The sequence below is a fragment of the Actinoplanes sp. CA-142083 genome (assembly GCF_050942195.1).
Classification (GTDB): Bacteria; Actinomycetota; Actinomycetes; order Mycobacteriales; family Micromonosporaceae; genus Actinoplanes.
In genome coordinates, this window is record NZ_CP192076.1 from 3,479,149 (window position 1) to 3,505,017 (window position 25,869).

Annotated in this window: 27 protein-coding genes; 12 read left to right on the forward strand and 15 right to left on the reverse strand. The window is 71.0% G+C overall.

The annotated features are described in order from the left end of the window. Window positions 1-95: 95 nt before the first annotated feature. The 4 genes from ACQPZX_RS15895 to ACQPZX_RS15910 are packed head-to-tail and all read left to right on the forward strand — an operon-like array spanning window position 96 to window position 4,420. Entirely contained in the window at window positions 96-2,741 is a 2,646-nt protein-coding gene (locus ACQPZX_RS15895; protein ID WP_433380764.1) for a PEP/pyruvate-binding domain-containing protein, read from the forward strand. Window positions 2,742-2,754: 13 nt separating this feature from the next. Then, entirely contained in the window at window positions 2,755-3,324 is a 570-nt protein-coding gene (locus tag ACQPZX_RS15900; protein ID WP_433380766.1) for a TetR/AcrR family transcriptional regulator, read from the forward strand. 10 nt (window positions 3,325-3,334) lie between these two features. Next, window positions 3,335-3,916 carry a GNAT family N-acetyltransferase gene (locus ACQPZX_RS15905; RefSeq protein ID WP_433380769.1) on the forward strand — a complete coding sequence of 194 codons (582 nt, stop codon included), beginning with the start codon at window positions 3,335-3,337 and terminating at the stop codon, window positions 3,914-3,916. A 33-nt stretch (window positions 3,917-3,949) separates the two neighbouring features. Continuing rightward, on the forward strand, window positions 3,950-4,420 hold the full coding sequence (locus ACQPZX_RS15910) for a hypothetical protein (RefSeq protein ID WP_433380772.1): 471 nt from the start codon (window positions 3,950-3,952) through the stop codon (window positions 4,418-4,420). 64 nt (window positions 4,421-4,484) lie between these two features. Here the strand turns inward: ACQPZX_RS15910 and ACQPZX_RS15915 are convergent, their stop codons facing one another. The 4 genes from ACQPZX_RS15915 to ACQPZX_RS15930 form a co-directional block, all read right to left on the reverse strand. Continuing rightward, window positions 4,485-5,057: an AAA family ATPase gene (locus ACQPZX_RS15915; RefSeq protein ID WP_433380775.1), complete on the reverse strand. Its 573-nt coding sequence runs from the start codon at window positions 5,055-5,057 to the stop codon at window positions 4,485-4,487. Window positions 5,058-5,087: 30 nt separating this feature from the next. Next, window positions 5,088-5,801, reverse strand: coding sequence for a hypothetical protein (locus ACQPZX_RS15920; RefSeq protein ID WP_433380778.1), 714 nt, complete (start codon window positions 5,799-5,801; stop codon window positions 5,088-5,090). A 23-nt stretch (window positions 5,802-5,824) separates the two neighbouring features. Beyond that, window positions 5,825-6,442 (reverse strand): hypothetical protein, encoded by a 618-nt coding sequence (locus ACQPZX_RS15925; RefSeq protein ID WP_433380781.1) that lies wholly within the window; start codon window positions 6,440-6,442, stop codon window positions 5,825-5,827. Between the two features lie 132 nt (window positions 6,443-6,574). After that, window positions 6,575-7,084 (reverse strand): CGNR zinc finger domain-containing protein, encoded by a 510-nt coding sequence (locus tag ACQPZX_RS15930; RefSeq protein ID WP_433380784.1) that lies wholly within the window; start codon window positions 7,082-7,084, stop codon window positions 6,575-6,577. A gap of 84 nt (window positions 7,085-7,168) precedes the next feature. On the opposite strand from ACQPZX_RS15930, the gene ACQPZX_RS15935 reads away from it, so the two are divergent. Continuing rightward, window positions 7,169-8,035: an alpha/beta fold hydrolase gene (locus ACQPZX_RS15935; protein ID WP_433380787.1), complete on the forward strand. Its 867-nt coding sequence runs from the start codon at window positions 7,169-7,171 to the stop codon at window positions 8,033-8,035. A gap of 40 nt (window positions 8,036-8,075) precedes the next feature. Further along, window positions 8,076-9,929 (forward strand): glycoside hydrolase family 5 protein, encoded by a 1,854-nt coding sequence (locus ACQPZX_RS15940; RefSeq protein ID WP_433380790.1) that lies wholly within the window; start codon window positions 8,076-8,078, stop codon window positions 9,927-9,929. On the opposite strand, the gene ACQPZX_RS15945 is transcribed toward ACQPZX_RS15940, so the two are convergent. Then, on the reverse strand, window positions 9,872-10,864 hold the full coding sequence (locus tag ACQPZX_RS15945) for a sigma-70 family RNA polymerase sigma factor (protein ID WP_433380793.1): 993 nt from the start codon (window positions 10,862-10,864) through the stop codon (window positions 9,872-9,874). The two genes, ACQPZX_RS15940 and ACQPZX_RS15945, sit on opposite strands and share 58 nt — an antisense overlap. Window positions 10,865-11,013: 149 nt before the next feature. On the opposite strand from ACQPZX_RS15945, the gene ACQPZX_RS15950 reads away from it, so the two are divergent. Genes ACQPZX_RS15950 through ACQPZX_RS15965 form a run of 4 tightly spaced genes read left to right on the forward strand, consistent with a single transcriptional unit; the run spans window position 11,014 to window position 14,074 of the window. Continuing rightward, the gene (locus ACQPZX_RS15950) at window positions 11,014-11,397 is read left to right on the forward strand and encodes an SgcJ/EcaC family oxidoreductase (RefSeq protein WP_433380796.1); all 384 of its coding nucleotides are present in this window, start codon (window positions 11,014-11,016) and stop codon (window positions 11,395-11,397) included. A 24-nt stretch (window positions 11,398-11,421) separates the two neighbouring features. Continuing rightward, entirely contained in the window at window positions 11,422-12,162 is a 741-nt protein-coding gene (locus tag ACQPZX_RS15955; protein ID WP_433380799.1) for a 3-oxoacyl-ACP reductase family protein, read from the forward strand. Beyond that, on the forward strand, window positions 12,159-13,580 hold the full coding sequence (locus ACQPZX_RS15960; protein ID WP_433380802.1) for an MFS transporter: 1,422 nt from the start codon (window positions 12,159-12,161) through the stop codon (window positions 13,578-13,580). Before ACQPZX_RS15955 ends, ACQPZX_RS15960 begins: the two co-directional genes overlap by 4 nt. Beyond that, window positions 13,577-14,074 (forward strand): DinB family protein, encoded by a 498-nt coding sequence (locus ACQPZX_RS15965; protein ID WP_433380805.1) that lies wholly within the window; start codon window positions 13,577-13,579, stop codon window positions 14,072-14,074. Before ACQPZX_RS15960 ends, ACQPZX_RS15965 begins: the two co-directional genes overlap by 4 nt. A gap of 19 nt (window positions 14,075-14,093) precedes the next feature. On the opposite strand, the gene infA is transcribed toward ACQPZX_RS15965, so the two are convergent. The 4 genes from infA to ACQPZX_RS15985 form a co-directional block, all read right to left on the reverse strand. Beyond that, a complete protein-coding gene (gene infA / locus ACQPZX_RS15970) occupies window positions 14,094-14,318 on the reverse strand; it encodes a translation initiation factor IF-1 (RefSeq protein ID WP_433380808.1) in 225 nt (74 codons plus the stop codon). A 2-nt stretch (window positions 14,319-14,320) separates the two neighbouring features. Further along, entirely contained in the window at window positions 14,321-15,082 is a 762-nt protein-coding gene (locus tag ACQPZX_RS15975; RefSeq protein WP_433380811.1) for a GNAT family N-acetyltransferase, read from the reverse strand. A gap of 164 nt (window positions 15,083-15,246) precedes the next feature. Continuing rightward, a complete protein-coding gene (locus ACQPZX_RS15980; RefSeq protein WP_433380814.1) occupies window positions 15,247-15,642 on the reverse strand; it encodes a nitroreductase family deazaflavin-dependent oxidoreductase in 396 nt (131 codons plus the stop codon). Window positions 15,643-15,763: 121 nt separating this feature from the next. Continuing rightward, on the reverse strand, window positions 15,764-16,465 hold the full coding sequence (locus tag ACQPZX_RS15985; protein WP_433380817.1) for a hypothetical protein: 702 nt from the start codon (window positions 16,463-16,465) through the stop codon (window positions 15,764-15,766). A gap of 232 nt (window positions 16,466-16,697) precedes the next feature. Here ACQPZX_RS15985 and ACQPZX_RS15990 point away from each other — a divergent pair, with 232 nt between their 5' ends. Continuing rightward, on the forward strand, window positions 16,698-17,054 hold the full coding sequence (locus tag ACQPZX_RS15990) for a VOC family protein (protein WP_433380820.1): 357 nt from the start codon (window positions 16,698-16,700) through the stop codon (window positions 17,052-17,054). Window positions 17,055-17,059: 5 nt separating this feature from the next. On the opposite strand, the gene ligA is transcribed toward ACQPZX_RS15990, so the two are convergent. From ligA to ACQPZX_RS16015, 5 genes are read right to left on the reverse strand one after another with little or no spacing between them, the layout of a single operon-like run. Next, window positions 17,060-19,039, reverse strand: coding sequence for an NAD-dependent DNA ligase LigA (gene ligA / locus ACQPZX_RS15995; protein ID WP_433380823.1), 1,980 nt, complete (start codon window positions 19,037-19,039; stop codon window positions 17,060-17,062). A gap of 35 nt (window positions 19,040-19,074) precedes the next feature. Next, the gene (locus ACQPZX_RS16000; RefSeq protein ID WP_433380826.1) at window positions 19,075-20,736 is read right to left on the reverse strand and encodes a DEAD/DEAH box helicase; all 1,662 of its coding nucleotides are present in this window, start codon (window positions 20,734-20,736) and stop codon (window positions 19,075-19,077) included. Between the two features lie 22 nt (window positions 20,737-20,758). Next, window positions 20,759-22,834: a tetratricopeptide repeat protein gene (locus ACQPZX_RS16005; protein ID WP_433380829.1), complete on the reverse strand. Its 2,076-nt coding sequence runs from the start codon at window positions 22,832-22,834 to the stop codon at window positions 20,759-20,761. Window positions 22,835-22,857: 23 nt separating this feature from the next. Continuing rightward, the gene (locus ACQPZX_RS16010; protein WP_433380832.1) at window positions 22,858-23,337 is read right to left on the reverse strand and encodes a hypothetical protein; all 480 of its coding nucleotides are present in this window, start codon (window positions 23,335-23,337) and stop codon (window positions 22,858-22,860) included. Next, window positions 23,334-24,224, reverse strand: coding sequence for a hypothetical protein (locus ACQPZX_RS16015; RefSeq protein WP_433380835.1), 891 nt, complete (start codon window positions 24,222-24,224; stop codon window positions 23,334-23,336). The genes ACQPZX_RS16010 and ACQPZX_RS16015 overlap by 4 nt, the downstream gene beginning before the upstream one ends. A 200-nt stretch (window positions 24,225-24,424) precedes the next feature. Here ACQPZX_RS16015 and ACQPZX_RS16020 point away from each other — a divergent pair, with 200 nt between their 5' ends. After that, complete coding sequence (locus tag ACQPZX_RS16020; RefSeq protein WP_433380838.1) at window positions 24,425-25,096, forward strand: hypothetical protein; 672 nt, start codon at window positions 24,425-24,427, stop codon at window positions 25,094-25,096. Between the two features lie 37 nt (window positions 25,097-25,133). Here ACQPZX_RS16020 and ACQPZX_RS16025 read toward each other — a convergent pair whose 3' ends face one another. Beyond that, entirely contained in the window at window positions 25,134-25,856 is a 723-nt protein-coding gene (locus tag ACQPZX_RS16025) for a pectate lyase (protein ID WP_433380841.1), read from the reverse strand. Window positions 25,857-25,869 lie beyond the last annotated feature (13 nt).

Genomic DNA, 25,869 nt, shown 5'->3' on the forward strand with positions numbered 1-25,869 from the left:
AGGGCGGCCGGCCGCTCCGCGCCTATCGCATTGCAGTTGCATTGCGACGGGAGTATCGTCTTTTGCAATGCAACTGTATTGCAAAGGAGTTGGCCATGTCGGTGATCCCGTTGGCCCAGGCAACGTCGGTAGCCGTGGCCGGTGGCAAAGCGTCCGGCCTCGCCGAGCTGATCCGGCTGGGCGAGCGGGTGCCGCCGGGCTTCTGCGTCACCACCGACGCGTACCAGCGTGGCGAGCTTCCACAAGCGGAGATCCTCGCGGCCTATGAAGCGATGGGCGCCGGCCCGGTGGCGGTGCGGTCCAGCGCGACCGCCGAGGACCTGCCGGACGCCAGCTTCGCCGGGCAGCACGACACCGTCCTCGACGTCACCGGCGGCGCCGAGCTGTTCGCCGCGATCGAGAAATGCTGGGCGTCGCTGCACTCCGAGCGCGCCATCGCGTACCGGAAGGCCCGCGACATCGACCCCGCGATCGTGCGGATGGCCGTCGTGGTTCAGCGGATGGTCGACGCGGCGGTGGCCGGAGTGTTGTTCACCGCCAACCCGGTGACCGGCCGGCGCACCGAGATGGTCGTCGACGCGGCCCCCGGGCTGGGCACCGCCGTCGTTGACGGCTCTGCACCGGTGGATCACTACGAGCTCGACGACTCCGAGCCGTCGCAGCGTGGCTGCCTGAGCCCCGACCAGCTGGCCGAGCTGCGCGCCACCGGAGAGCGGCTGCAACGCGAGCTCGGCGCCCCGCAGGACGTGGAGTGGGCCATCGACCATGACGGCAGGCTGTGGCTGCTGCAATCGCGGCCGATCACCACGCTGTTCCCGCTCCCGCCGCCGGCCGGGGGTCAGCAGCCTCGCGTCTACCTGGAGTTCGGCAACGTGCAGGGCATGCTGCAGCCGGTCACGCCGATGGGCATGTCGACCCTGAAGAAGACCGTCGCGGCGATGGCCGCCTCGATCGGCCTGCGGGTGGAGATCACCGACATCGGCGGCCGGCTGTACGGCGACCTGAGCGACCTGGCACGGCATCCGATCGCCCGCAGGCGGCTGGTCAAGCTGATGGCGGTGGACTTCGGCCCACGAGCGCAGGCGGTGATGGAGCACGTGCTGGCCGACCCCCGGTTCGCCGCACAGAAGGGAGGCTCGGCCCGCCGCAACGCCGCGCTCGCGAATGGCCCGGCTCGCGGCGAGGCCGCGCCCGCGAATGGCCCGGCTCGCGGCGAGGCCGCGCCCGCGAACAGCCCGGCCCGCAAGAAGGCGTCGCCGGTGCGAACGGCCGCGCGGGGCGTCAGCGGGGTCCTTCGTGCGCTGGCCCGTCCCGAGGCAGCCCGTGAGCGGGCGGCCGGGGCCGTGGAGCGGATCCGGCTGGCGTCCGCTCCGAGCGGGGACCTGCGCACGGCCGCCGACCGGCTGCGGTATGTGCAGGCGGACGGTCCGGCCGACAGCGGCGATGACCTCACCTGGCCCATCGTCGCCGGGATGCTTGCCTCCGCGCTTCCCGCCCAGCTTCTCGGGGACGTGGCCCGCCCGGGGGAGATCCACACCGTCCTGGGCGGGATGCCGCACAACGTCACCATCGAGATGAACCTCGCGCTCTGGGAGCTCGCCACCCGGGCCGGCGAGCACCGCGACCTGCTGCTGGGCACGCCGCCCGCCGAGTTGGCGGCCCGATATCTGCGAGGCGACCTGCCGGACATCGGGCTGGACGCGTTCCTCGATGCCTACGGTCATCGTGGCGTCGCCGAGGCCGACCTCGGCGTGCCCCGCTGGGCGGAGGACCCCACACCGGTCCTGGCCGTCATCGCCAACTATCTGCGCCTCACCGACCCCGACCAGGCGCCCGGCCGGCGCTTCGACCGTGCCGCCGAGGCCGCCGAGGCCGCGCTCGCCGACCTCACCGCGCGCGCCCGGCGGCGCCGGCCGGTGCGCGGACGCATCGCCGGCTTCCTGCTACGCCGGGCCCGAGCACTGGCCGGCCTGCGGGAGGCCGGCAAGTTCGCCGGCCTCTACCGGTTGCAGGCCGTGCGCCGGGAGCTGCTCCTTCTCGGCGCCGACCTGACCGCCACCGGGGTGCTCACCGAACCGGACGACATCATGTTCCTCACCCTCGACGAGGTGGCGACGGCAGTGCACAAGGGCGCCGACGACGCGGCGGGCGGGGCGCACGAGGGCGCGGACCTGCGGGACATCGTGGCAGCCCGTCGGGCGGAGTACCGCCGCGAGTCGCGCCGCCGGGCCGTGCCGGTCGCGCTGCTCTCGGACGGCACGGACATCGAGGCCGTCCTGCCCGCTGCCTCTGCGCCCGCAGCCCCTGCGCCCGCGGCCGTCCTGCCCGGGGTGGCCGGTGCGCCTACGGCAATCTTGTCGGCGGCGACCGCGCCTGCGGCCCTACCGCCAGCGGCGGTCGTGTCCGAGGCCGCCAGTGGTCGAGCTGTTCTGCGCGGGGTCGGCGCGTCCGGTGGACGCGCGACCGGACCGGCCCGGGTTGTGCGCGATCCGGCCACCGCCGTCGTCGAGCCGGGGGACATCCTGGTCGTGGCCACCACCGACCCGGGCTGGACTCCGCTGTTCCTCACCGCCGCGGCGCTGGTCACCGAAACCGGGGCGGTGATGGCGCACGGGCCGACGGTGGCCCGCGAGTACGGCATCCCGGCCGTCATCGGCGTCCCCGGCGCCACCGCGCGGATCGTCACCGGCGAGACGATCACCGTGGACGGCGCGGCGGGGACTGTCACCCTCGGCTCGTGACACCATCCGTGCCATGCCCAAGAAGGTGGACCACCAGGCGCGGCGGACGCTGATCGCGGACGCGCTGATGCAGGTCGCGGCGGAGCAGGGTCTCGAGGCCGTGAGCCTGCGTCATGTGGCCGCCGCGGCCGGGGTCTCCGCGGGCATGGTGCAGCACTACTTCCGTACGAAAGACGAAATGATGGCGTTCGCGCTGGCCGTCGTGCGCGACCGCAATCAGGTGCGGGTCACCGAGGCGATCGGCCGGCTCGGCGCCAACCCGGCGGCGCGCCTGCTACTCCGTACGATGATCGCTGCTCTTCTTCCTCTCGACCAGGAGAGCCGCGCCGACGGCCGGGTCGCGCTGGCGTTCCTGGCCTACACGGCGGTGCGTCCGGCGGCGGCCCGCGAGCTGCGCGACGACACCGCCCAGATGGTCGGCTTCCTCGCCACGGTCCTGCCCGGCCCGGACCCCGCGGCGGACGCGGCCGGCCTGCTCGCCCTCATGGAAGGCCTCGGCGTTTACCTGCTGGGCGGCCAGTACACGGCGGAGCAGGCTCTGGGCGCGTTGGACGCCCAGCTGGACCTGCTCTTCGCCCGCTAGCATGCGGCACATGAGTGGGTCGCCGTTCGCTGCCAAGCCGACGCTGATCGGGCCGAAGGTCTCACTCCGGCCGTTCCGCACCGAGGATCTCGAACCGATGGCCGCCGCGCTGGCCGACCCCGAGGTGCTCCGATTGACCGGAAGCATCCACTCCTCCGCCGACGGCAGCCCCTGGCCGCAGATCGACGACCGCATGCGCTCCTGGTACGGGTCGCGCAACGACCAGCCCGACCGGCTCGACCTCGCCATCGTCGACAATGCCACCGGCCGCTGCGTGGGCGAAGTCGTGCTCAACGAATGGGAGCCGGCCAACGAAGCCTGCAACTTCCGCATCCTCATCGGCCCGGACGGTCGCGGCCGGGGTCTGGGCACCGAAGCGACAAAGCTGATCCTCCGGTACGCCTTCACCACGCTCGGCCTGCACCGCGTGGGGTTGGAGGTCTTCGCCTTCAACCCGAGGGCCCAACGGGTCTACGAGAAGGCGGGCTTCAAGGTGGAAGGCGTCAAGCGGGACGCCCTCAAATTCGACGATCAGCGAGTGGACTCGATTGTCATGTCCGCGCTGTCGCCGGAATGGACGGAGGTAGCCTGACGCCTCATCCGCGAATCGGGGAAGGACGCCGCTGTGCTGTGGAGAAGAATCGCCGTTCCGGCTGTCATAGCGGCGACGGTCGCGATCGGGGCCTGCGGCGGCTCCGGCGACAAGACGAGTGAGAGTGCGGCACCGTCTTCGGCTCCCAACACCGGGCAGATCTGCGACTCGCTGGTCGACTGGGCCCTGGCACTCACCGCCCGCGACGACGCGGTGTCGGCCAAGTTCTTCGAAGCGCTGACCGCCGACGACGGCACATTTACCCGGGACCAGGAGACGACGATCCGCCGCGAATTCTTCCAGAAACAGGAACAGAAGATCCGGGCCCTCGCCCGGACGGCCACCGATCCGCAGGCCGAGAAGGCCCTGACCACGTTCGCCGACAGCTGGGCGGCCCTGCCGCGCGAGCCCGGCGGACGAACCCAGCCCGGCCGCGAGCCGATCGACGCCATGTGCCCCGAACTTGAAGCCCGGATCGCCGGCGCCACAGTGAAGGCTGGCTGATCCATGGCATCGTCCGGCCGAGAACCGATGGTTCTCGGCGAGGCCGTTCTCGTCCGGCAACGCGTCAGCTGGCCCAGACGGACACTCGCCCTCGATCAGGCGAGAACCGATTTGCTCTGATCTGCTTGACGGCGGCGAGGATCGTGTCGAGGCGGCCGTCGAGCGGGCCGCTCAACTCCAGCACCGGCGTGTTTGCCCAGGCGTCCAGCGGATCGTCGTAGACCAGGTCCAGCAACGCGTCGTTCATGCGTGACCGGAGGCCCGGCAGCTCGGCCGGCGGCAGGATCCGTTCGGTCTCCGGGGTGATGACTGTGATGACCAGGAGGTCGAGGTTTGCGAAAACCGTGCCGTCGACCTCCTCCGCCGGATCGGCGCCCGCCGCGGCCATGTAGGCGAGGTAGTCGAGCGGCGTCCGATCGAAGACGGTCGGCGGTGGCGAGGTGCGGAGGCTGCGCGCCGAGCGGGCCAGCAGGGCGCGGTAGTCGTCGAGCGAGGGCGGGAACTGGAACTCGTAGCCCTCCTCCTCCAGCAGGTAGTAGGGCTCATCGGCGGCGGCGTGGCCGGGCAGGCGCTCGCACAACGCTTCGACGAGCGTGGTCTTCCCCGTCCCGTGCGTTCCGGAGATTCCGATCCGCATCCGTGCTCCCGCCTCCGGAAAAGGCCGATCCTAACCGCGTGCGTCGTAGCCCCACTTGCGCCGCGCCTCGGCGAGGCTCAGGGCGTAGGCGCCGTGGGGCACCGGCTCGTCGGTCTCGAGCAGGATCGACGGTCCGGGGTAAAAATCGTCGTCGAACGGGTGCAGGCCGAGCGCGGCGCAATAGTCGGCCAGCATGTCCTCGGTGAATCGATCGGCGATCTTTCGCCGGGCGTAGGCGGCCTCGTCCTCGAAGTCCTGAACCGTTCCGGCCGCGTCGAACCGCCACCGCTCGCCCTCCCGGATGACGGAAATAGTCCGGACGTAGTTGAGGAAGTCGGTTTCGATCGGCGCGAACAGCTCGAATTGGCGGGCGCCGAAGCGTTGCGGCACGCCCGGCGCGCCCCGGGAATCGGAGATCGAGGAGACGACGAGACCCTGTACCCGCATGGTGCGGGCCAGATAGCCGACGGTAGTGACCTGGTTTCCGCCCTGATACAAGCAATCCAGCACGGCCGTCCACCGCGGATTACGGGTCGCCACGACCAGGTCTCGTGGCGCCGCGCCGCTGATCAAGGGCTGCAGGCGAAGCGCGTTCTCCTGCAGCCCACCCTCGAACGAGGTGACACGGACCTGCCGGCGCAGGTTCTCGAGCCACTCGCGCAGGCTCTTCGCGACCTCGTTCACCGGAGCTTCGAGGAAGCCGATCCTGGACGTCAGCGGAGCCAGGGACTCACCGAGCAGCATTACCTCTTCCCCTCAAGGCCTGGTCAGACTTCGGTCCGGTGGTGCAGGCGGCTCAGGTGCAGGCCCCACGGGTGGTCGGCGCGGACGCTGACCACGTACCAGTCACCGTCGAAGCGCTCGAAGACCTGGCCGTCCGACCAGCGCTTGCTCATCGGCGCCACGTCGGGACACCAGGCGAATCCGGCGTACGGCGCCATGGCGGGGCTTTTGGTCGCATAGATCATGCAGCCCTGTTGCCAGCCCACCGACTCGAACCTGTAGATACCCACACCCCAGGGCGGGGGAGGGTTCCAATCCGGCGCGGCGGCCTCGTCCGCGGCCCAGCGCTCGAGCTCCGCCCGGTGCAGCGGGAACAGCGCCCGCCCGACCAGGTCGCCGGACGCCACCGCGACGCTGGCCACGAACACCACCGGCACCACGAGCAGCGGCCACCACTGCCGGAACCGCCGTTCCGGGAGCGACCCGAGGTACGACCTGCCGGTCACCGCCCAGGCCAGCCCGACCGCGAACCAGGCCACCAGCGCGGTAACCACCACGCCGTAGTAGCCGCCGGGCACGCTGACGCCCCACAGCAGCAGCGCCACCGCTACCACCGAGGCGGCCATCGGCCACCACGGCGCCCGCCGTCCTCGCATCTCCACGCAACCCCCTAAGCCGAGCCGCCCGCCAGACCCCAGCCGCCCGCGAGACGAGCCACCCGAGAGAGCCAAGCCGCCCGTGAGGGTAGCCACCGCGCGCCCGTTCCTTGATCCGCATGCCGGACGGCCGCGACCTCAGGGCTGGGCGCCGTCGGAGTGGGCGCGCTGGTAATGGCGGCGGGCCTTCAGCTTGTTGCCGCAGGTGGCCATCGAGCACCAGCGGGCGCTGTTGGACTTGCTGCGGTCGATCAGGAAGAGGGCACATTCCTCGTTGGCGCAGGGCCGCAGGCGGCCCGGGCGGTTGCGGTGCAGATCGTCCCAGGCGATGACGGCGTCGACCAGGACGGCGCGGGCGCCGTGCAGGTCGACGGTCCACTCCAAGCCGTCGCGGGTGATCGACGGGCGGGACACGACGCCTTCCAGCAAGGGGGAGAGCGCCCGGGGCGGGAGGTCGCCGCGGACCACGGCCTGGAGCAGATCGCGGCCCTCGCGCAGCACCGCCGCGTCCTCGGCCCGCGCCGGGATCTTGTGCGCGCGGAGCCAGCGCCGGGCCGACTCCTCGTCGGCCAGCTCGTCGGCCGGTGTGCCGGCGATCACCGGGCTGCTGTTCAGCAGCGCCAGCAGGACAACCTCGTCCGCCGCCATATCTAACCCCCAAAGCTCGCTTGACAGGTTACACGAGCGAATGGCACGGTGCTAACCATCAAAGTGCACCAAGGAGGTTAGGTCATGACGCAGGTTCATTTCCGCTACGCGACGGTCGACGGGCGGCGGCTCTTCTACCGGGAGGCGGGGGACCCGGCCGAGCCGGCGATCGTGTTGCTGCACGGGTTTCCGACGAGCTCGTTCATGTTTCGCGAGCTGATCCCGCGGCTCGCCGCCGACTACCACGTGATCGCGCCCGACCACCTCGGCTTCGGGCTGTCGGACGCGCCAAGCGCCGGCGAGTTCGCCTACACGTTCGACGCGCTCACCGACCTCACGGCGGGGCTGCTGGCACAGCTGGGCGTCCGGCGATACGCGATCTACGTGCAGGATTACGGCGCGCCGGTCGGGTGGCGGCTGGCGTTGCGCGATCCGGCGGCGGTCGCGGCGATCGTCACGCAGAACGGCAACGCGTACGAGGCGGGTTTCGTGCCGAGCTTCTGGGAGGGCGTGTGGGCGTACCACAAGGACCGCAACCCCGAGACGGAGGACGCCATGCGGCAGGCGCTGACCCGGGAGAGCATCCGCTGGCAGTACCTGACGGGCGTGCCCGACGAGACGCTGGTCGACCCGACCGCGTGGGAGCACGACGTCGCGCTGGTCTCGCGGCCGGGCAACGACGCCGTGCAGCTCGACCTGTTCAGCGACTACGCGACCAACCCGCTGCTCTATCCGCGGCTGCATGAGTACTTCCGCGAGTCCCAGGTGCCGCTGCTCGCGGTCTGGGGCCGGGGTGACGAGATCTTCGGGCCGGATGGCGCCCGGGCCTTCGCGACCGACCTGCCCGACGCCGAGATCCACCTGCTCGACGGCGGTCACTTCCTGCTCGAGTCGGCCGTCGACGACGTTGCCGCGCTGATGCGAAACTTTCTCGCAAAACACTCTTGGTAAACGGGTCCGCGCGAGTTTAGATATGCGCGGAGGTCGATGAATGATGGTCGCGCGCGCGTTGGTCGTACCCCTGCTGCTCGCTCTGGTCGTGCCGCTGAGCGCGACGGTCCCCGCCGAAGCCGCACCCACCACCCAGGCCGTGTCTTTCGTGCCGCCGCTCAGCACCCGCGGGCGCTACATCGTGGACGCCAACGGGGTGCGCTTCAAGCTGCGGTCGGGCAACTGGCACGGCGCGAGCGGCACGTGGAACGGCAGCGGGGACGTCAACGACGACGCGAACCATCACGCGGGGGAGAACTCACATCGCCTCCCGATGGGCCTGGACCGGGCGCCGCTGGGGCGAATCGTCGCTAACTTCCAGGAGCTCGGGCTGAACAGCGTCCGGCTGCAGTTCTCCGACGAGATGCTGACCGACACCCGGGTTGTGGACAGCGCCGATGTCGCCGCGAATCCGCAGTTACTTTCCAAGACACCGCTGCAGGTGTACGACGAGGTCGTCGCGGCCCTGACCGGCGCGGGGCTCGCGGTGATCCTCAACAACCACACCAACACGACCAAGTGGTGCTGCGGGGTGGACGGCAACGAGCGGTGGAACTCGAGCCAGTCCACCCAGCAGTGGGAGGAGAACTGGCTGGCGATGGTCCGCCGCTACCGGGACAACCCGCGCGTCGTCGGCGCAGACCTCTACAACGAGGTGCGCCGCGACGTGTGGGACGACCCGAACTGGGGGAGCGGCGACGAGCACGACTGGTTCGCGGCCTCGCAACACCTCGGCGACCGGATCCTGCGCGAGGCCAACCCGAACCTGCTGATCATCGTGGAGGGCATCAACTGGACGGGGATCCCGGTCGACGGGTTCGCACACGGACGCCCGACGCTGACGCCGGCCAGGTGGCTTTCGCACACGCTCGTCGCGTCCGGAAAGCTGGTGTATTCGGCGCACTTCTACGACTACACCGGCCCCAATCACAGTGGGGCGACCGGGATCGGCGAGACCAGCGACCTGCGTTACCGCGACTTCACCCGGGAAGAGCTGTTCACCGTGCTGACCCGCGACGCGTTCTTCGTCTCGGCGGAACAAGGGCAGCATTTCACGGCGCCGGTGTGGATAAGCGAGTTCGGCGTCGACGGCAACGCGGCGGAGGGTTCGAAGCAGCGGCAATGGTTCGTCAACTTCGTCGACTACCTCATCCAGGCCGACGCCGACTTCGCCTATTGGCCGGTGGTGGGGCTCTCGGATACGCGGGCGGCCAACGACTGGGCCCTGATATTTCTCGATGAATCCGGGCAAGTATCGTACGGCGACGCGTGGCGGGGCGAGATCTGGAACCGGCTCGTCGGCAGCGCGGGCCGCACGGGCGTGGTCGATCCGGTGACGCGCTGGTCGATGCTCAGCCCGGACCACGGCGACTTCATCCAGTCCTCGACGATGCGGGACCGGCCCGACTGGGATTCGGGCGCCCGCAAGGCGGCCTGCCCGGACGGCCAGCGGCTCGCCGGCCTGGCCCACACCGGCAACCGCGGGCTGTGCACCGATCTCGCCGCCGCGGTCACCGGCTACGAGGTCGTGAAGGACGAGCGCTACGTCACCACCGACTGGGCCTCCGGCTACAGCAAACTGCAGTGCCCCGCCGGGGCGTACGTCATCGGCTATTCGGTTCGCGGCGCGGCGATGTCGAGCGTGCTGTGCGCGGCTGCGGCAGCACCGCGAAACTCCGGCCGCACTTTGTGGTTCGACGGCGGTGACAACCGGCCGGCGGGCAACCCGGGCGGCGACTTCGCCACCGGCAACTACAAGGGGCAGTGCGCGGCGGGGGAGCACGTGGCGGGCGTCGCCTACACCGGCCGCATCGGCAAGTCCCGCACGCCGGACGCGCTGTACTGCCGGTCGTAGAGGGCTGCCGGGAGGCCGCAGGGCTTGAAGAGGCTCGGGTCGTGGAAGGAGACGATCCGGGAGATGCCCGCGGGCGTGATGGTGAGCACCTGCAAACCGTGCGGAAGATAATGCCCGTTCGCCCCGCCGGCGTAGACCGCGAGCGCCGGCTGGCCGTTGGCTGTCGCCGGCAGCGTGCGGATCGCGCCGGCGCACTCGAACGGGGTGGTGGTGAGGAAGCGGGCAACCGCCGCGCGGCCGGCGAACCACGAAAGGTGCGGCGGCATCTCCATCGTGACGTCCTCGCGGAGCACCCGAAGCAGCTCCGCGGTGTCCGCGTCGGCGAAGGCCCGGGCGTACCGGTCGAGCAGTGACCGGTCGGCCGGGTCGGCAGGTTCCGTGACCATGTCCTCGGTGAGGCCGCTGCGGGCCAGCTGCGCGCGGGCCCGGGCGAGCGCGCTGTTGACCGCGTCGACGCTGGTGCCGAGCAGGTCCGCGACCTCGGCGGCGTGCCAGGCGAGCACGTCGCGCAGGATCAGCACGGCCCGCTGCTTGGCCGGAAGGTACTGCAGGGCGGCCACCAGGGCGAGCCGCACGCTGCTGCGGGTGGTGACGATCGTGGCCGGGTCGGCGTCGGGCAGGGGCTGGACCCAGACGACTTCCGGACCGGCGACGGCCAGCGGCTCGCCGGGGTCGCCCGAGGGCCCGAGCCCGGAAGGCAGGACCCGCCGGCTGCGATGCTCGAGCGCGGTGAGGCAGGCGCTGGTCGCGATGCGGTACAGCCAGACCCGCAGCGACGACCGGCCCTCGAAGCCGTCGAAGCCGCGCCACGCCCGTACGTATGTCTCCTGAACTATGTCCTGGGCGTCGTGGACCGAGCCCAGCATGCGATAGCAGTGCGCCAGCAGCTCCCGGCGGAACGGCTCGGTAAGCAGCGAGAAGTCGGCCTGCGTCATGTCGATGCAGACCGGGGAGCCGCCCGGAACTGATCGGTCCCGGCGCCCGATGTGTCCAAGGCCACGCGCCGACCAGTTCGAGTCCTCGGCCAAGTCCTCATTCGCGAAGCAACGAAAGCGAGAAGCAGCGAAAAGCGAGAGGACAAACCATGACACACGAGCAGACCGTACGCGCCGTGATAGACGCCGTCTCGGAGGCGTGGGCGGACAACGACGTCGACGCCTTCGTGGCCCACTACGCCGAGGACGCGACCGCGGTCCTCCCCGGCTTCGCGCTCCTCAGCAAGCCCGTGATCCGCACCGCGATGGGGGCGGCCTTCGCCGGCCAGCTCAAGGGCACCCGGCGGGTCCACCGCGTCCAGGGCGTGCGCTTCCTCGACGACGCCACCGCGATCGTCATCACCCGCAGCGTCACCGTCCCGGCCGGCGAGGACGAGCCGCCCGCCGACCGCTGGTCGATCGCGACCTGGGTCCTGTCCCGCCGCACCGGGCCGTGGCTCGTCGAGGCCTACCACGACTGCCCCGCCGCCTGACATTTCTTGATCGAGGAGAGAACGATGACAGACCTGAAGGGGCGCACCGCCCTCGTGACCGGTGGCAGCCGCGGGATCGGCGCGGCCATCGCCCAGCGGCTCGCGCACGACGGCGCGGCCGTGGCGCTCACCTACGCCAGCGCGGCGGACAAGGCCCGGGCCGTGGCCGGCAAGATCGAGGCCGACGGCGGGCGAGCGCTGGTCATCCGCGCCGACAACGCCGACCCGGACGAGGCAGCCGGCGCCGTCGAGCAGACCGTACGGGACCTCGGCGGCATCGACATCCTGGTCAACAACGCCGGCATCTTCACCGGCGGCCCACTCGACGCGATCACGCCGGCCGAGCTCGACCGGATCATCGCCGTCGACGTCCGCGCGGTGTTCCTCGCCTCCCAGGCCGCCGCCCGGCACATGACCGAGGGCGGCCGGATCATCACCATCGGCAGCGTTCTGACCGAGCGGGTCCCGGTCGAGGGCATGACCGTGTACGCGATGTGCAAGGCCGCCCTCACCGGCCTGACCCGGGGCCTCGCGCGTGACCTGGGTCCGCGCGGGATCACGGCCACCGTGGTGCACGGCGGCCTGATCGACACCGACATGAACCCGGCCGACGGCCCCGGCGCCGCCCTGCTCGGCGGCTTCCCCGCGCTCGGCCGCTACGGCGTCGCCGAGGACATCGCCGCCACGGTGGCGCACCTCGCCGGGGACGCCGGCCGGTACATCAGCGGCACCGCGATCACCGTCGACGGCGGATTCGCCGCATGAGTTCGACGACGGCGCAGCGATGGGTGCTCGGCCTCAGCTCCCTCGCGTCTTTCGTGGTGGTCCTGGACATGCTGGTGGTGGCGACCGCGCTGCCGGCGATCCAGCGCGACCTCGGCGCCTCGCTCGAGGACCTCGAATGGACCGTCAACGCCTACACGCTCAGCTTCGCGGTCCTGCTGATGACCGGGTCGGCGCTGGGCGACCGGTACGGGCGGCGCCGCGTCTTCGCGATCGGGCTCGGCCTGTTCGCCGTGGCCTCGGCCGCCTGCGCGCTGGCCACCCAGGCCGGCTCGCTGATCGCCGCGCGAGCCGTGCAGGGCGCCGGCGCCGCGATGATCATGCCGGTGGCGCTGGGCCTGCTCAACGGCGCCTTCCCGCCCGAGCGGCGCGGCTGGGCGACGGGCGTCTACGGCAGCGTCACCGGGCTGGCCGCGATCGCCGGCCCGGTGCTGGGCGGCCTGGTCACCCAGCACCTCGCCTGGCAGTGGATCTTCTGGCTGAACGTTCCGCTCACGGTGATCGCGATCCCGCTGGTGCTCGGCCGGATCGCCGAGACCCACGGACCCGGCGGCGCGCTGGACCTCCCAGGTCTGGCCCTGGCGGCCGCGTCCGCGCTCGGCATCACCTGGGCCCTCGTGCGCGGCAACGCCGCCGGGTGGGGGAGCGCCGAGATCCTGTCGACGCTGGCCGGCGGGGTCGTCGCCGGCGGCCTCTTCATCGTGCGGGAGCGGCGGGCGCCCGCGCCGATGTTGCCGATGAGGTTGTTCCGCTCGCCGGCCTTCTCCGCCGGCAACGCCGCGGTCTTCTTCATCAACGCCTCGCTGACCAGCGCGATCTTCTTCACCGCGCAGTTCCAGCAGGTGGCGCTCGGCCACGGCGCGGTCCAGGCCGGCCTGCGGCTGCTGCCGTGGGGCATCGCGCCCTTCCTCATCGCTCCTCGCGCGGGTGCGCTCACCGATCGCATCGGCGAGCGGGCGCTGGTCGTCATCGGCACGCTCCTCCTCGGCGCCGGCATGGGGTGGATCGCCATAATTTCCCAACCAGGCATCCCGTACGCCACGACGGCCGTGGCGATGGCCGTCGGTGGGATCGGTTTCTCGCTGGCTTTGCCGGCGGTCACCAAGTCGGTCGTCAGCCGGGTCGCGCCGCCGGACATCGGCCGGGCCTCCGGCGCTTTCAGCACGCTCCGGCAGCTCGGCGGCGCGTTCGGGGTCGCCCTGACCGGCGCCGTCTTCGCCTCCGCCGGCGGCTACACCACCGCGCGCCTGTTCGCCGACGGCTACGTCCCGGCGATGGCCGTCTCCGCCGCGCTCGCGTTCGCCGGCACGGCCGCGAGTTTCTTCCTGCCGCGCTTGTCGTATTCCCGGCCGCCTCTTCGTCATGAAGGTCAAAGACCAACGGAGAGGACCGCACCATGACCGACGCCGTCATCGAGAGCATCGCCCGGCCCGAGCGGAAGCTGTCCGGATCGTGGCTCGAGGTGATCGCCTCGAACCTCGACTACCACCGGGCGACCTTCCTGTGGAAATGCTCGGGCCTGACGGAGGCCCAGCTGCGGCAACGATCCGTGACGCCGTCGGAGTTGACCCTGCTGGGGCTCATGCGCCACCTCCAGGGGGTCGAGCAGTACTGGATCCAATGGAAGCTCGCGGGAACGGTCATTGCCGATGATGGCGACGAGGAGTCCCCGGCACCGGCCGAGAAGGTCTACGCGAACTATCTGGCGGCGTGTGAGAAGTCGCGCGAGGTGTTCGCGAAGGCCACCGAAGACCTGTCCCGCACGGTGCCGAACCCGGAGTTCGGCGATACGGACGTGCGGTTCGTCCTCGCGCATCTGATCGAGGAGTACGCCCGCCACGCCGGCCACGCGGATCTCCTCCGCGAAGCCATCGACGGCGCGACGGGCGAATAACTCCTCGTCGGGGCCGGCGTCAGCCGCGGTAGCGGAAGACGATCCGGCCCCGGGTCAGGTCGTACGGGCTCAGCTCGACGAGCACCCGGTCGAACGGAAGGATCTTGATGTAGTTCTTACGGATCTTCCCGCTGATGTGGGCCAGCACCTTGTGGCCGTTCTGGAGCTCCACCCGGAAGGTGGCGTTGCGCAGGCACTCGAGGACGGTGCCCTCGAGCTCGATGCCCTTGGAGTTCCGTGCCATCGTCACCACCGGACCAGTTCGAGGTTGCTGCCCGTGCGGCGGGCGGCGATGCCGTCGAACAGCGCCGTGGCGGCCACGTTGGACTCGGTCACCTCGGCCGCGGCCGTGTCCTTGCCGACGTGGTGCAGCGCGCCCAGCGCGTGGGCCAGCAGTGCCCGGGCGATGCCCCGGCGCTGCCGGTCGGCCCGGACGGCGACCAGCCCGATCCGGGGCAGCCGGGTCACCGTCGCGACCCGCAGCAGACCCACGTACTCGCCGGCCTGCGCCGCCACCGCGTACTTCGACGGGTCGAGCACCGGGCGGGCCAGCACCTCGGACGGCATGTCCTGCCAGTTGCCGACCTCGTCGCGGATGGTCCGGTCCAGATCACGAAGGGGGACCTCCTCGGCGGTGCCGAAGGCCTTGATCGTCACGCCCGGCGGCGGCAGCGCCGAGTCGAGACCGGTGGCGGCGGGGTCGGTGGGCACGGCGTACTCCCACTCGCGGCGCCGTGTCGTGAAACCGGCGCGCCGCCAGCGGCCGGTCAGGTCGTGGTCGGCCTCGTCGACCACGGTGTGCAGCGGCTTCGGCAGGGCTGCCAGCATGGCCCCGGCCAGCCGGTCGAACGCTTCTTCGCGCCACGCGTCGATGCTGACGAACATCCGCCCGTCGGGCCGGCGCCACGCCTCGCCGCGACCGACGACGAGGTCGTCTTCGAGGGCGTGCCATTGGCCGGGAGCAACGCGCGAAATCAGCACGGCGTGGCTGAATTCCACAGGATTCACAGGTAGTGCCTTTCGGGATCGCCTGGTGCGGGGCGCTCCCGGCGACACCTACGTCAGTGGCCGGCCCGTGACGACGAGGGGAGCACCCACATCGATACAAACGTTCACGGGTCTCACCTCCTCGCACAGCGTCACGGCGGGAAAAAGTTACCACTCGCGCCCGGCTAACGCCCGCTATTTGTGACCGGGGTCAGCTCGAACACCGGATGGCGGTCCGCCTCGGCCACAAAATCCTCGACCGGCGAGTCCTTGTTCGCGTCGAAATACGGTCGCGTGGCGGTGGCGACGGCGATGTAGCGCTTGAGCACCGGCCCCGCCTCAGCTGCCGACAACTCCCGGACGGCGTAGTCATGCCGGTCCCCGCGCCGCGCCAGACTCACCCGCCCGGCGGCACGAGCGTTGTATACCCAGGACACCACGCCGTACGGCGACACAAGCCACCGTCGCTCCCCATCACGAACGATGGTCGCCGGATGGGTCAGACTCCGCCCGCTCTTGCGGCCGATAGTCGTCAGCATGTACGTGCTCGGCACCACCCCGGCCCGCACGAACACGCCCATGATCGCGTCCCCGATGCGACGCCCACGACTGCGACGGAACTCCACACCCCAGCCTGTTCCTCAAGTCCGGGCCGGTCAACGGGAAACCCAGGTCATCTCGGTCGTCCGCTCATGCGGGACTTCACTCCCATTGATGCCGCTGTCTTATGTCGTAGTTCTGCCCGAAGTTGGCGTCCCAGTAGTCCATTCCGGTGTCCAGGTTCCGGTAATATACGGCGAATTCTCCCCTGCCGAACGCCGCAGGGCTGGTGTTCCGACCAAAAATCCACTTCTCGAGGATCCCGCCCTCTCCGACTTGCCGGCTGAAACTGGCAGGTATGTCCAGGTAGCTCTGCCAGCCGTTGTCCGAATGGCGGATGCCAACACTCTTGTTGTAGGAGAGGTTGTTGACAAGTATTTCCCCACCTATACCAGTGACATACGACGAGCCCGCCGTGCCGCCATAAACAAGCTCGGCGATGTTCAACGCCACATTGCCGCCGGTCAGCCCGGTCACGGATGGCGTCAACGAGTAGTTCGCGAGATTGTTGTTGTCCCAGTATGTTGCACCATTTGCGGAGAAGCTGATGGCGAACTCAACGAAGGGATTGCCGCCGAAGTCGAGTGCGGGATCGAGGGCGAACAGGTCGCAATTACCCTGGTTGAGCTTCCATGCGAGAGATCGATCTTTCCAGGCTCCCAATTCTCGGTAATGAATTCTTACGTCTTTGGTGTACGCCACATTTCTTACTTTGACCCATGCGTTCAGGTACGAGTGGACCTGCCCCGCGCCGCCGACGAGACTCAGAGAAGCCATTTTGAGCCGTACGAATCCATTGCCCATGGTCCGCTCCAATCCTCAAATTGGCAGTTCCACGCTGAACGGTAGCGCTGACGACTGGCAGTGTCGATCGGATCATGGACTCGACCCGAACGCGCCGGCGGATCGTATTGCAGATTCCGCTGGTCTGCGGAGAAGGGCTGGGTCGTCGAAGCCAATATTGTGTATTTGTCGACGTACTGAGATCGGCACATCCACCGAATACGGCTGGCCCGGCCCGGTCTATCATCGGGGTGTGATCAACGGTGCGCACGTGATCCTCTACAGCCGCGACGCCGAGGCCGATCGGGCGTTCTTCCGGGACGTGCTGGAGTACCCGAACGTCGACGCGGGTGACGGCTGGCTCATCTTCAAGACCCCGCCCGGTGAGTTGGCCGTGCACCCGACCGGCGAGGCGCCGGCGCAGGAGTTCTACCTGATGTGCGACGACCTGGCCGCGACGATGGCCGAGCTGGGCGAGCGCGGGGTCGAGTTCACCGGGGAGCCCAGCGACCGCGGCTGGGGGGTGCTGACCGGCATCAGGCTGCCCGGCGGGGGAGAGCTGGGCCTTTACCAGCCCCGCCACCCCACCGCCCACTCCTTGCCGGACTGATCGGGTCAGTCGGCGAGCATCTCCGCGAACTCGGCGGGATCGATGATCGGGATGCCCAGCTTGGCCGCCTTCACCGCCTTTGCCGTGGTCGTCTCGGCGGTGACGAGCGCGGTGGTGGTCGCCGAGACGCTGCCGGTGGCCCGGCCGCCCAGCTGCTCGATGCGCTCGCTGACGGTCGTGCGCGTGTAGCCGGGGACGCTGCCGCTGACCACGTAGGTCTTGCCCTCGAGGGGCTGGCCGCCGGTGGACTCGGGGACGCTCATGGTGACGCCGGCGGCGGCCAGCCGGTCGATCACGCCGGACATCGCGGCGAGGCCGTCGACGACGTGCTGGGCCTTGATCAGGCCCATCTTGTCGATCTCGGCGATCTCCTCGACGGTGGCGGCGCGGAGCGCCTCCATGGTCTTGAAGCGGGCCGCGAGCCAGCGGCCGACGCTGCGGCCGGTCATCCGGATGCCGAGGCCGGTGATGACGCGGTTGAACGGCTGGGTCTTGCTGTGCTCGAGCGACGCGACGACCTTGGCGGCGTTGAGCTTGCCGAGCAGCACGACGCCGCCGGCCTTGGTGTTGCCGACCGGCAGCTCGGCCAGCTGCGCCTCGGTGAGGGTGTACAGATCGGCGACGTCGTTGGCCAAACCCGCGTTGACCAGGGCGACGCAGAGCGCCTCGCCCGCGCCCTCGACGTCCATGGCCTCGCGACTGCACCAGTACTCCAGCGCGTTGGTGGCGCTGCACGAGGCGGTGTGGCAGCGCCAGAGCAGGCTGGACTTGTCCCACGCCTCGCCGCACTGCGGGCAGGTCTCGGGCGGCGTCCACGGGGTCAGGCCGTGCGGCTGCTCGCCGATGGGCGCGGTGACCCGCGGGATGACGTCGCCGGCCCGCCACACGGCGACGGTCTGGCCGATGGCGAGACCCTGCTCCTCGACGAACTTGGGGTTGTGCAGCGTCGCGTACGTGATGGTGGTGCCGTCGACGAAGACCGGGTCGAGCACGGCCCGCAGCGAGATGCGCCCGGTGCGCCCGACCCGCACCTCGATGTCGCGCAGCACCGTGGAGCCGGTGTCGGCGGGGTACTTGAACGCGGCCGCCCAGTACGGCGTGCGGCTGCCGGAGCCGAGCCGACGGCGGGTCGACTCGAGGTCGGCGGTCAGCACCGCGCCGTCGATCGGGAACTCGAGGCCGCGCCGCAGCTCGCCGATGCGCGCGATGGCGGCGAGCGCGGTCTCGGCGTCGCCGGCCACTTCGTTTTCCCCCGTGGCGAGCCGGCCGGCCACGGGGAAGCCGAGCTCGACCGCGCGGCCCATGCGCTCGCGGTGGGAGTCGAAGTCGCCGGAGATGTCGTACGCCGCGAAGGTCATCGGCGTCTCGTACGTCCGGTCGACGCTGCGGATCGAGCCAGCGACGGCGCCGCGCGAGTTGATGAACGCCTTGGCGCCGGCGGCGACCCGGTTGGCGCTGGCGGCCTCGAAGTCGCCGACGGTCATGTAGACCTCGCCGCGGACCTCGCCCGTCCACGGGGTGCCGAGGCGGGCGGGCAGGCCGGCGATGCCGCGCAGCACCTGGGCCGTGACGTTCTCCCCGGTGCTGCCGTCGCCGCGCAACGCGGCCAGGGCGAGCCGGCCCGCGGCATACTCCACCCGGATCGCGAGCCCGTCGAGTTTCACCTCGACGAGGCAGGGGTCGCCGCCGAGGCCCGCGACGAACGCGCGCACCTCGTCCTCGCCGGTGACCTTGCCGAGCGACATCATCGGCACCGGGTGCCGCACGTCGCCGCCGCCCGACACACCCGCCGCGACCCGCGTGGTGAGGCCGCGGTCGTCCCACTCCGGATGGGCCTTCTTCGCCTCGGCGATGCGGTCGAGCAACGCGTCGTAGTCGGCGTCGGTCATCAGCACGTCGCCAGTGTCGTAATACGACCTCGCGGCGACCTGCGCCTGGTCGACCGCGGCGGCGAAGCCGGACTCGGTGAGGGCGGGTTCCGTCATGCCGACAACCTACGTCCCCGGTACGACAAAATCGGCTACCGGGCGAACCGTTCCCGGCGCACCGTCGGCCGGCGGCCCCGGATGGTGCTGTGCCGCATCGCCACGATGACGCTGTCGGCCGCCGCCTCCGGGACCTCGACCAGCGAGAAACGGTCGGTGATCTGGATGGCGCCGATCTCGCGGGCGCTCAGGCCCGACTCGCCGGCGATCGCGCCCACCAGATCCTGCGGACGCAGGCCGGCCCGCCGGCCGATGCCGAAGAAGAGCCGGGTGACGCCCGGCCGATCACGTCCGCCGCCACCGGCCGGGCGGGTGTCCTTGCCACGCGGAGCGCGCTCGGCCGCCGGCGTGGGGATCTCGTCCTCGTGGGCGTCGCCGCCGGCCGCCTCGTGCAACAGCCGTATGGCCGCGAGGGCGATGTCGTCGACCTCGAACTCGCCGGTCAGCGAGTCGAGCACGACCCGGTACCGCTCGAGGTCGTCGGTTTCCAGGCTGCTCTGCAGCGCCGCGCGGGTCAGCTCCAGCCGCCGGGCCCGCAGGTCCGTCACCGTAGGCAGCTTCTCCAGCGTGATCCGCTGGCCGGTGAGCCGCTCGATGGCCTTGAGCATGCGCTGTTCCCGCGGTTCCGCGAGGGTGATCGCGCAACCCTCGCGGCCGGCCCGGCCCACCCGGCCGATGCGGTGCACGTACGCCTCCGGGGCGGACGGCACGTTGAAGTTGATGACGTGGGTCAGCTGCTCCACGTCGAGGCCGCGAGCCGCCACGTCGGTGGCCACGAGCAGCTCGGTGCTGCCGCCGCGCAGCCGGCCCATGACCCGGTCGCGCTGATCCTGGCTCATGCCGCCGTGCAGGGCCTCGGCGCGGTATCCGCGCCCGTTCAGGGCCTCGGTGACCTGGTCGACCTCCTCCCGCGTACGGCAGAAGACGATCGCCGCCGACGGCGCCTCCACGTCGAGGATCCGCCCGAGAGCGGCCGTCCGGTGCGCCCGCGCGACGATGTAGGCGCTCTGCCGTACCAGCGGAAGCTCGTCCGGCGAGACGGCCTTGCGGCCCATCGTGATCCGGACGGGGTCGCGCAGGTGCCGGCGGGCGATGCTGTCGATCCGGGGTGGCATCGTGGCCGAGAACAGCACGGTCTGCCGCTCGGCGGGCGTCTCGGCCAGGATCGCCTCGATGTCCTCGGCGAACCCCATGTCCAGCATCTCGTCGGCCTCGTCGAGCACGACGGTGCGCACCTCGCCGAGCTGGAGCGTCTCCCGCTCGATGTGATCGAGCACCCGCCCGGGCGTCCCGACGACGACGTCCACGCCGCGCCGCAACGCCTGCAGCTGCCGGCCGATCGGCTGCCCGCCATACACCGGCAACACGCGTACGCCCAGGTCACGGCCGTACCGGTGCACCGCTTGCGACACCTGCTCGGCCAGTTCCCGGGTGGGCACGAGAACCAGCGCCGCCGGTCCCGCCTCCGACCGGCCGGCCTCCAGCCGCTGCAGCACGGGCAGCGCGAACGCGGCGGTCTTGCCGGTGCCGGTCGCCGCCTGTCCCACCAGGTCGTTGCCGGCCACCAGCGGCGGGATCGCCTCCCGCTGGATCGGCGTCGGTTCCTCGTAGCCGAGGTTGGTCAGCGAACGGAGCAGCTCCGGGCGCAGTCCCAGCCCGGCGAAGCCCGCCTCGGACTCCAACGGATCGTCTTCCATGACCACAACAATATGAGAGCGCTCAGGACCGGGCCGCACGGCGTCGGAGCTGCTCGAGGTCGGAGCGGATCAGCGCCGTGTCGGGATGCCCGGTGGCCGCGGCGTGGGTCGCGGCCGCGTCGAGGAGCTCGATCGCACGGTCGAGGGCGCCGGAGTTGGCGAGGGCCACGCCGAGGGCGTGCGAGGTGTCCAGGGTGTCCGGGTGCGCGGGGCCGAGGCTTGCGGTCCGCCGGCGCAGCACCGACTCCAGCAGGCGGATGCCGTCGGCCGACCGGCCGGCCGCGACGTAGGCGAAACCCAGGGTGTGCGCGGCGTCGAGACCGACCGGGTGAGCTTCACCCAGCAGCCGTACGGCGCCGGGGAGACCGGGTTCCAGCAGCGCGACCGCGGCGGCCGGCCGGTCGAGCTCCAGCTCGGCCTTCGCGCTCTCCAGGACGGCGTGAAAGGCGTCCCGCGACGACCCGGCGCCGGACGGCAGGTTCCGCAGGAGAGCCGCGGCCCGGCCGGGATCCCCGTTGCTGCGGTAGGCGCTGGCAAGGTTGGTGGTCAGGATCAGCGAGTAGCGATCAGCGTCGCCGTGCGCGGCGATCCAGCGGTCCCGGATCGACTCCAGCCGGCGGATCGCCTCGCCGGGCCGGCCGGCCTCCTCGTAGGCGCAGGCCAGGTTGTTGGCGCAGGCCACCATGACCGGTTCGAGCGGCCCGGTCAGGTCCTGGGTCTGTTCGTAGAGGCGGATCGCGACCTGCAGGTCGCCCTCCCCGTGGTGGGCGAGGGCGAGGTTGTTGGCGGCGGCCAGGGTGTCGGCATGGCCGCGGCCGTACGCCCTGAGGTACGCGTCCCGGGCCCGGCGCAGGAGCCCGGTCGCCGGGGCGCCCTGCCCGATCAGGTAGAGACCGGTCACGTTGAGCAGCCCGGCCAGGTCGGGCGCGTCGCGCGCCGGGTCGGCCCGGTCGGCCAGCGCGGCGATGTGCGGGTGCAGTCGCCGCCATTGCGGCCAGGTGTCCGGCTCGTCCGAGCCCGGGACGACCTTGCTCAGGCACAGGACCGCCTTCGGGAGGAACCGGTCGTCCCGCACGACCGACTGCAGCAGCGGATTCACGGTGATCGTCGACCTGCCCTTGTCGACGGCGACCAGGCCGGCGGCCGCCAGTCGCGCGATGGCCTCGGCCGCCGGCTGCGGCTGGCCGATCGTCCTTTCGATCAGGTCGAAGGGGATGGCCTCGGCGTACCAGGCGAAGATGCGCAGGATGTCGCCGGCCAGCCGGTTGTCGTCCAACTGGCCGAGGGTGGCCCGGAACGCGGAGGCCACCGGGCTCAGGGTCGCGCCGCCCGCGGTGGCGAGCAGCGATCGATGCACCGACGGGCTGAGCGGCACCCGCTCCAGGAAGGCCGCGACCAGCTCGAGGGCCAGCGGATGGTTGCCCAGCGCGCCGCAGAGCTCCGCCGCGCCCGTCACCGGGCCACCGCGGGCGAGCAGTCGGCGGGCGGCGTCGTCGCTCAGCGGCCCGAGCGCGATGACCGACGGGGTGATCCGCCGCCAGCCGAGATCGGTGCGGCTGGTGACGACGACACGTCCGCCCGTGGCGCCGACCCGCCTCAGCAGGTCGCCGACGTCCGGCAGCGCCCGGACGTCGTCGAGCACGAGCAGCCAGCCGGAGTGGGCGGCGAGCCAGGCGGTCGCCCGGTCGGCGAGCGCGCTGGTGGACAGCGCGGTGGCCAGCCCCGGCTGCAGGGCGCCGGCCAGGGCGGCGAGCCCCAGTTCGACGTCGGCCCGGCTCGTCGCGTTGATCCACCACACCGGATTGCTACGGCCGGCCTGATCCTTCGCGTGCTGCGCGGCGAGGGCGCTCTTGCCGATCCCGGCGAGCCCCTGGACGACCTCGACGGGTGCGCGGCCGAGCCGGGCCAGATCGCCGTCCCGTCCGACCAGGCGATGGGGGAGCGGCGGCAGGTTCACCGTGCGGTCGGGCGCGGCGATCGAGGCGACCGGCTGGAGCGCCTCCGGCGGGAGGACGGTCTGGATGTTCGTGGTGTTGTCGCCGGTGGCGATGATGCCGAAGTTGCCGGCGGAGACCCGCACGGACCTGCGGCCATCCATGCCGAACATGGTCGACTCCCGCGTCAGTTGTAGAAGAAGATCTTGAAGTTCAGGTCGTCGCCGGTGCCGCCCCAATAGCCGTCGCCGCTGGCCTTGCCGAACATCGCCGGTTCCCGACGCTGCAGGTTCCGCAGCACGGCCTCGGCCGTGTCCAGGCTCGTGCGGATGTCGTCGGTCGGTCCGGCGGCGAAGACTTCCACGAAGCCGGCGCGTTTCCCGCTCAGTCCGCGCTTGGCCAGCTCGTTGCGTACGGCCGTGAGCACCTCGCGCTCGGCGGCCGCGGAACGGCGAGGGCTGCGCAGGTCGGAGGGCTTCACGGCGACGCGGAACTCCACGGGCTTGTCCATGCCCGGCGGAACCGGCGTCGCGGAAACGGACGGCTTGACGGGCGCCGGCGCGCTCGCGGGTTCGACCGGCGAGTTCGCGAGGCCGACGAGGACCAGCGCCAGCACGAGATCGGCCACGAGCCAGCCCGCCAGGATCGCGCCGCGGCCCGGCCTCACCGCGGGTCTTCCCGCCGGGCGACCTCCATGCGCGGCGCGGGAACGATGTCCGATCCGGACGGTGCGGCCGTCTCCCGTACCGCGTCTTCGAACCGGGCGGCTGCCGCGGCCGGGCCGAACTCAGGATCTTCGTCGGCGAACAGGCGGGACAGCTGGGCGGCCGTGGCGTGGAACTGGCCCAGCAGATCGGAGACGTCCTTCCCGGCCAGCGCCGCGTCGACGATCTCGTCGGCGAGCAACCCGAGCTTGCGGGCGAGCCGCGCCGAGTTGCGGTGCAACCCCGCGGCGCCGCCGCCCGCACCGGCGGAGAGCCCGGCGAAGTAGTCGATGGTGGACTGCAGCGACGCCTTCAGAAGCGCCGCCGACCGGGTCAGGCGGTCGCGGGCCCCGGCCGGCAGGGCCAGGCTCAGCGTCGCCTCACCGATCAGGCTGCTCAAGCGCACCCGCAGGCGCTGCGCGCGGCCGTCGCGCAGGTCGCGAACCATCCGGCTCACGAGATACAGCGCCGCCGCGGCCACCACCGTCAGCGCGACGGTCCGGGCGGTGTCGCCCAGCGTGGGAATCGTCTGCCCGAACCCTTGCTGCCAGCCGGCCAGGAAGGAGCCTTCGGAGTGGGCGCGAAGAGCTTCATACAACTGCCAGGCGACGTACGCGGGGGGCGCGAGGACGGCGAGGTCGCGGAGGATCTCGAGGAGCCCGAGCGCCGCGCCGTCCCGGTCGGGGAGCAACCGGTCGGGCCCGAAAGCCGAGGCGAGATCGACACCGGCCAGCGTCCGCGCGTCGTCGCCCTTCAGCGCCGCCGCGAGCTCCTGGAACGGCCGGCCTCGCGCCCCGAGGCCGTTGGCAGTCTTCTCGAGATCGGCGGCGATTTCCTGAATATCCCTCAAGGACAGACCACCCGGCGTCGCGTCGTCACGACTGCATCCTCGGGGAGTCCCGCGACACCGTCCATCCACCGACCCGGTGATGGCGGGATGGCCGGTTTCCCGTCGATCTCGTCCGTCTCAGGCATAGCATCGCCTCGACCTGGTTCATCGGTGACCACGCGGGGGCGGTCATGAGGGCGGATAAACGACAGTGGGGCCGCTTGGCGGCGGCAATGGTCCTGGCCGGGGCAACGCTCGCGCCGGGCACGCCGGCTCAGGCCGACTCCAGCTCCAATCATGTGACCGTTCCGGCCGACGGGAGCTGGGTGGACACCGGGATCGACGTGACGGCCGGCGGCTCCTTGGAGATCACCGCGTGGGGCCGATGGCGGGACGGCGCATACGAGTCGGGCCCGAGCGGCTCCGGCAAGGCGTGGCCCGACAACTTCTTCAATCTGTCGGACATCGGCTTCTGCGGGGTCTGCGCCCGGACGATGACTCCGCGCTGGGGCGCGCTCGAAGGGTATGTCGGCTACGACCCGCCGGCGCCCGGCAGCTACACGTCGCCGGCGGTCTTTCCGAGGGCACGGAAGGTCTTCTTCGTCGGCGCGATCTACGAGGCGTCGCCGCAGGAGTCCGGCCGGCTCTGGCTCAACAAGAACGCCGACGCCTACAGCAACTACACGGTGGACAACAGCGGCAGCGTCACCGCCCACATCACGGCGTCGACGCCCTGGGGCGGCGGCAGCCCCGAAATCCCGCAGCCCGGCGGCAATCCGGTGTTCCCGCCGCCAACGGGCAACCCCCAGATCCCGCTGCCCACCGTCAACCCTGGGTTACCCAATTGGTACTGCCTCGGCGGCGTCCCCGGCAGCTGCAACCACCCAGGCTGAAGCCGGCCCGGGAAGCACCCCCGGGCCGGCGGGAACGTCAGGTCGCGATGCAGCTCGTTCCGTCGGGGCCTTCGCCGATCTTCGTGGGCTCGTCGCCCGTGTCGTTGCCCTCGAACAGGTCGCACAGCGAGATGTCGTCGCCGACCAGGGTCACGCCGCTGAGCGTCACCTTGTCGCCGAGGTTGACGTTGATGCCGGCCAGGGTGCCGCCCGGCGCCGTCGCCGTCACGTTCGTGATCGTCGTGGTCCGCGGGGCCTGCGTGGAGCAGTTGCCGCACGACCGGTACAGCTTGCCGAAGTCGGAGACCGCGAAGTTCCGGATCGTCACCGACCCGCCGGCGCCCCGGTTGTCCTGGAACACCTTGTCGTCGGCGGAGGCCGCGCTGCCGCCGTCGACGACCACGGTGGCGTTCGTGCCGCGGAAGGTCGCCGCGTCCTCGCCGACGTCCTCCCACGTCACGTTGCTGAGCGTGCAACTGCCGGCGCAGTGCACACCGTCGGCCGCCGGGCTGCCGATGACGACATTCTTCAGGGTCGCGCCCGCGGCTAGATCGAAGAGCGCGTCCTGTCCCTCGTCCTGGCCCCCGTCGCCGAGGTCGCCGCCGCCGACGAAGCGCTGTCCCGCGCCGTCGAACACGCCGGTGACCTGGATCGTCGACGTGACCACCTGATCGGTGGCCGCGGAGGCGAAGTTCGTGAAGACCACCGCGGCGCCGACACCGACGACGGCAACCGCGGCAGCAAGGAGTCTTCTTCTCATGCCGGCAGTTACG

Coding starts and splice junctions, on each gene's coding strand:
- ACQPZX_RS15895 (WP_433380764.1), top strand. CDS start 96: ATGTCGGTGATCCCGTTGGCCCAGGCAACGTCGGTAGCCGTGGCCGGT.
- ACQPZX_RS15900 (WP_433380766.1), top strand. CDS start 2,755: ATGCCCAAGAAGGTGGACCACCAGGCGCGGCGGACGCTGATCGCGGAC.
- ACQPZX_RS15905 (WP_433380769.1), top strand. CDS start 3,335: ATGAGTGGGTCGCCGTTCGCTGCCAAGCCGACGCTGATCGGGCCGAAG.
- ACQPZX_RS15915 (WP_433380775.1), bottom strand. CDS start 5,057: ATGCGGATCGGAATCTCCGGAACGCACGGGACGGGGAAGACCACGCTC.
- ACQPZX_RS15920 (WP_433380778.1), bottom strand. CDS start 5,801: ATGCTGCTCGGTGAGTCCCTGGCTCCGCTGACGTCCAGGATCGGCTTC.
- ACQPZX_RS15930 (WP_433380784.1), bottom strand. CDS start 7,084: ATGGCGGCGGACGAGGTTGTCCTGCTGGCGCTGCTGAACAGCAGCCCG.
- ACQPZX_RS15935 (WP_433380787.1), top strand. CDS start 7,169: ATGACGCAGGTTCATTTCCGCTACGCGACGGTCGACGGGCGGCGGCTC.
- ACQPZX_RS15940 (WP_433380790.1), top strand. CDS start 8,076: ATGATGGTCGCGCGCGCGTTGGTCGTACCCCTGCTGCTCGCTCTGGTC.
- ACQPZX_RS15945 (WP_433380793.1), bottom strand. CDS start 10,864: ATGACGCAGGCCGACTTCTCGCTGCTTACCGAGCCGTTCCGCCGGGAG.
- ACQPZX_RS15950 (WP_433380796.1), top strand. CDS start 11,014: ATGACACACGAGCAGACCGTACGCGCCGTGATAGACGCCGTCTCGGAG.
- ACQPZX_RS15955 (WP_433380799.1), top strand. CDS start 11,422: ATGACAGACCTGAAGGGGCGCACCGCCCTCGTGACCGGTGGCAGCCGC.
- ACQPZX_RS15960 (WP_433380802.1), top strand. CDS start 12,159: ATGAGTTCGACGACGGCGCAGCGATGGGTGCTCGGCCTCAGCTCCCTC.
- ACQPZX_RS15965 (WP_433380805.1), top strand. CDS start 13,577: ATGACCGACGCCGTCATCGAGAGCATCGCCCGGCCCGAGCGGAAGCTG.
- infA (WP_433380808.1), bottom strand. CDS start 14,318: ATGGCACGGAACTCCAAGGGCATCGAGCTCGAGGGCACCGTCCTCGAG.
- ACQPZX_RS15980 (WP_433380814.1), bottom strand. CDS start 15,642: ATGGGCGTGTTCGTGCGGGCCGGGGTGGTGCCGAGCACGTACATGCTG.
- ACQPZX_RS15985 (WP_433380817.1), bottom strand. CDS start 16,465: ATGGGCAATGGATTCGTACGGCTCAAAATGGCTTCTCTGAGTCTCGTC.
- ligA (WP_433380823.1), bottom strand. CDS start 19,039: ATGACGGAACCCGCCCTCACCGAGTCCGGCTTCGCCGCCGCGGTCGAC.
- ACQPZX_RS16000 (WP_433380826.1), bottom strand. CDS start 20,736: ATGGAAGACGATCCGTTGGAGTCCGAGGCGGGCTTCGCCGGGCTGGGA.
- ACQPZX_RS16005 (WP_433380829.1), bottom strand. CDS start 22,834: ATGGATGGCCGCAGGTCCGTGCGGGTCTCCGCCGGCAACTTCGGCATC.
- ACQPZX_RS16025 (WP_433380841.1), bottom strand. CDS start 25,856: ATGAGAAGAAGACTCCTTGCTGCCGCGGTTGCCGTCGTCGGTGTCGGC.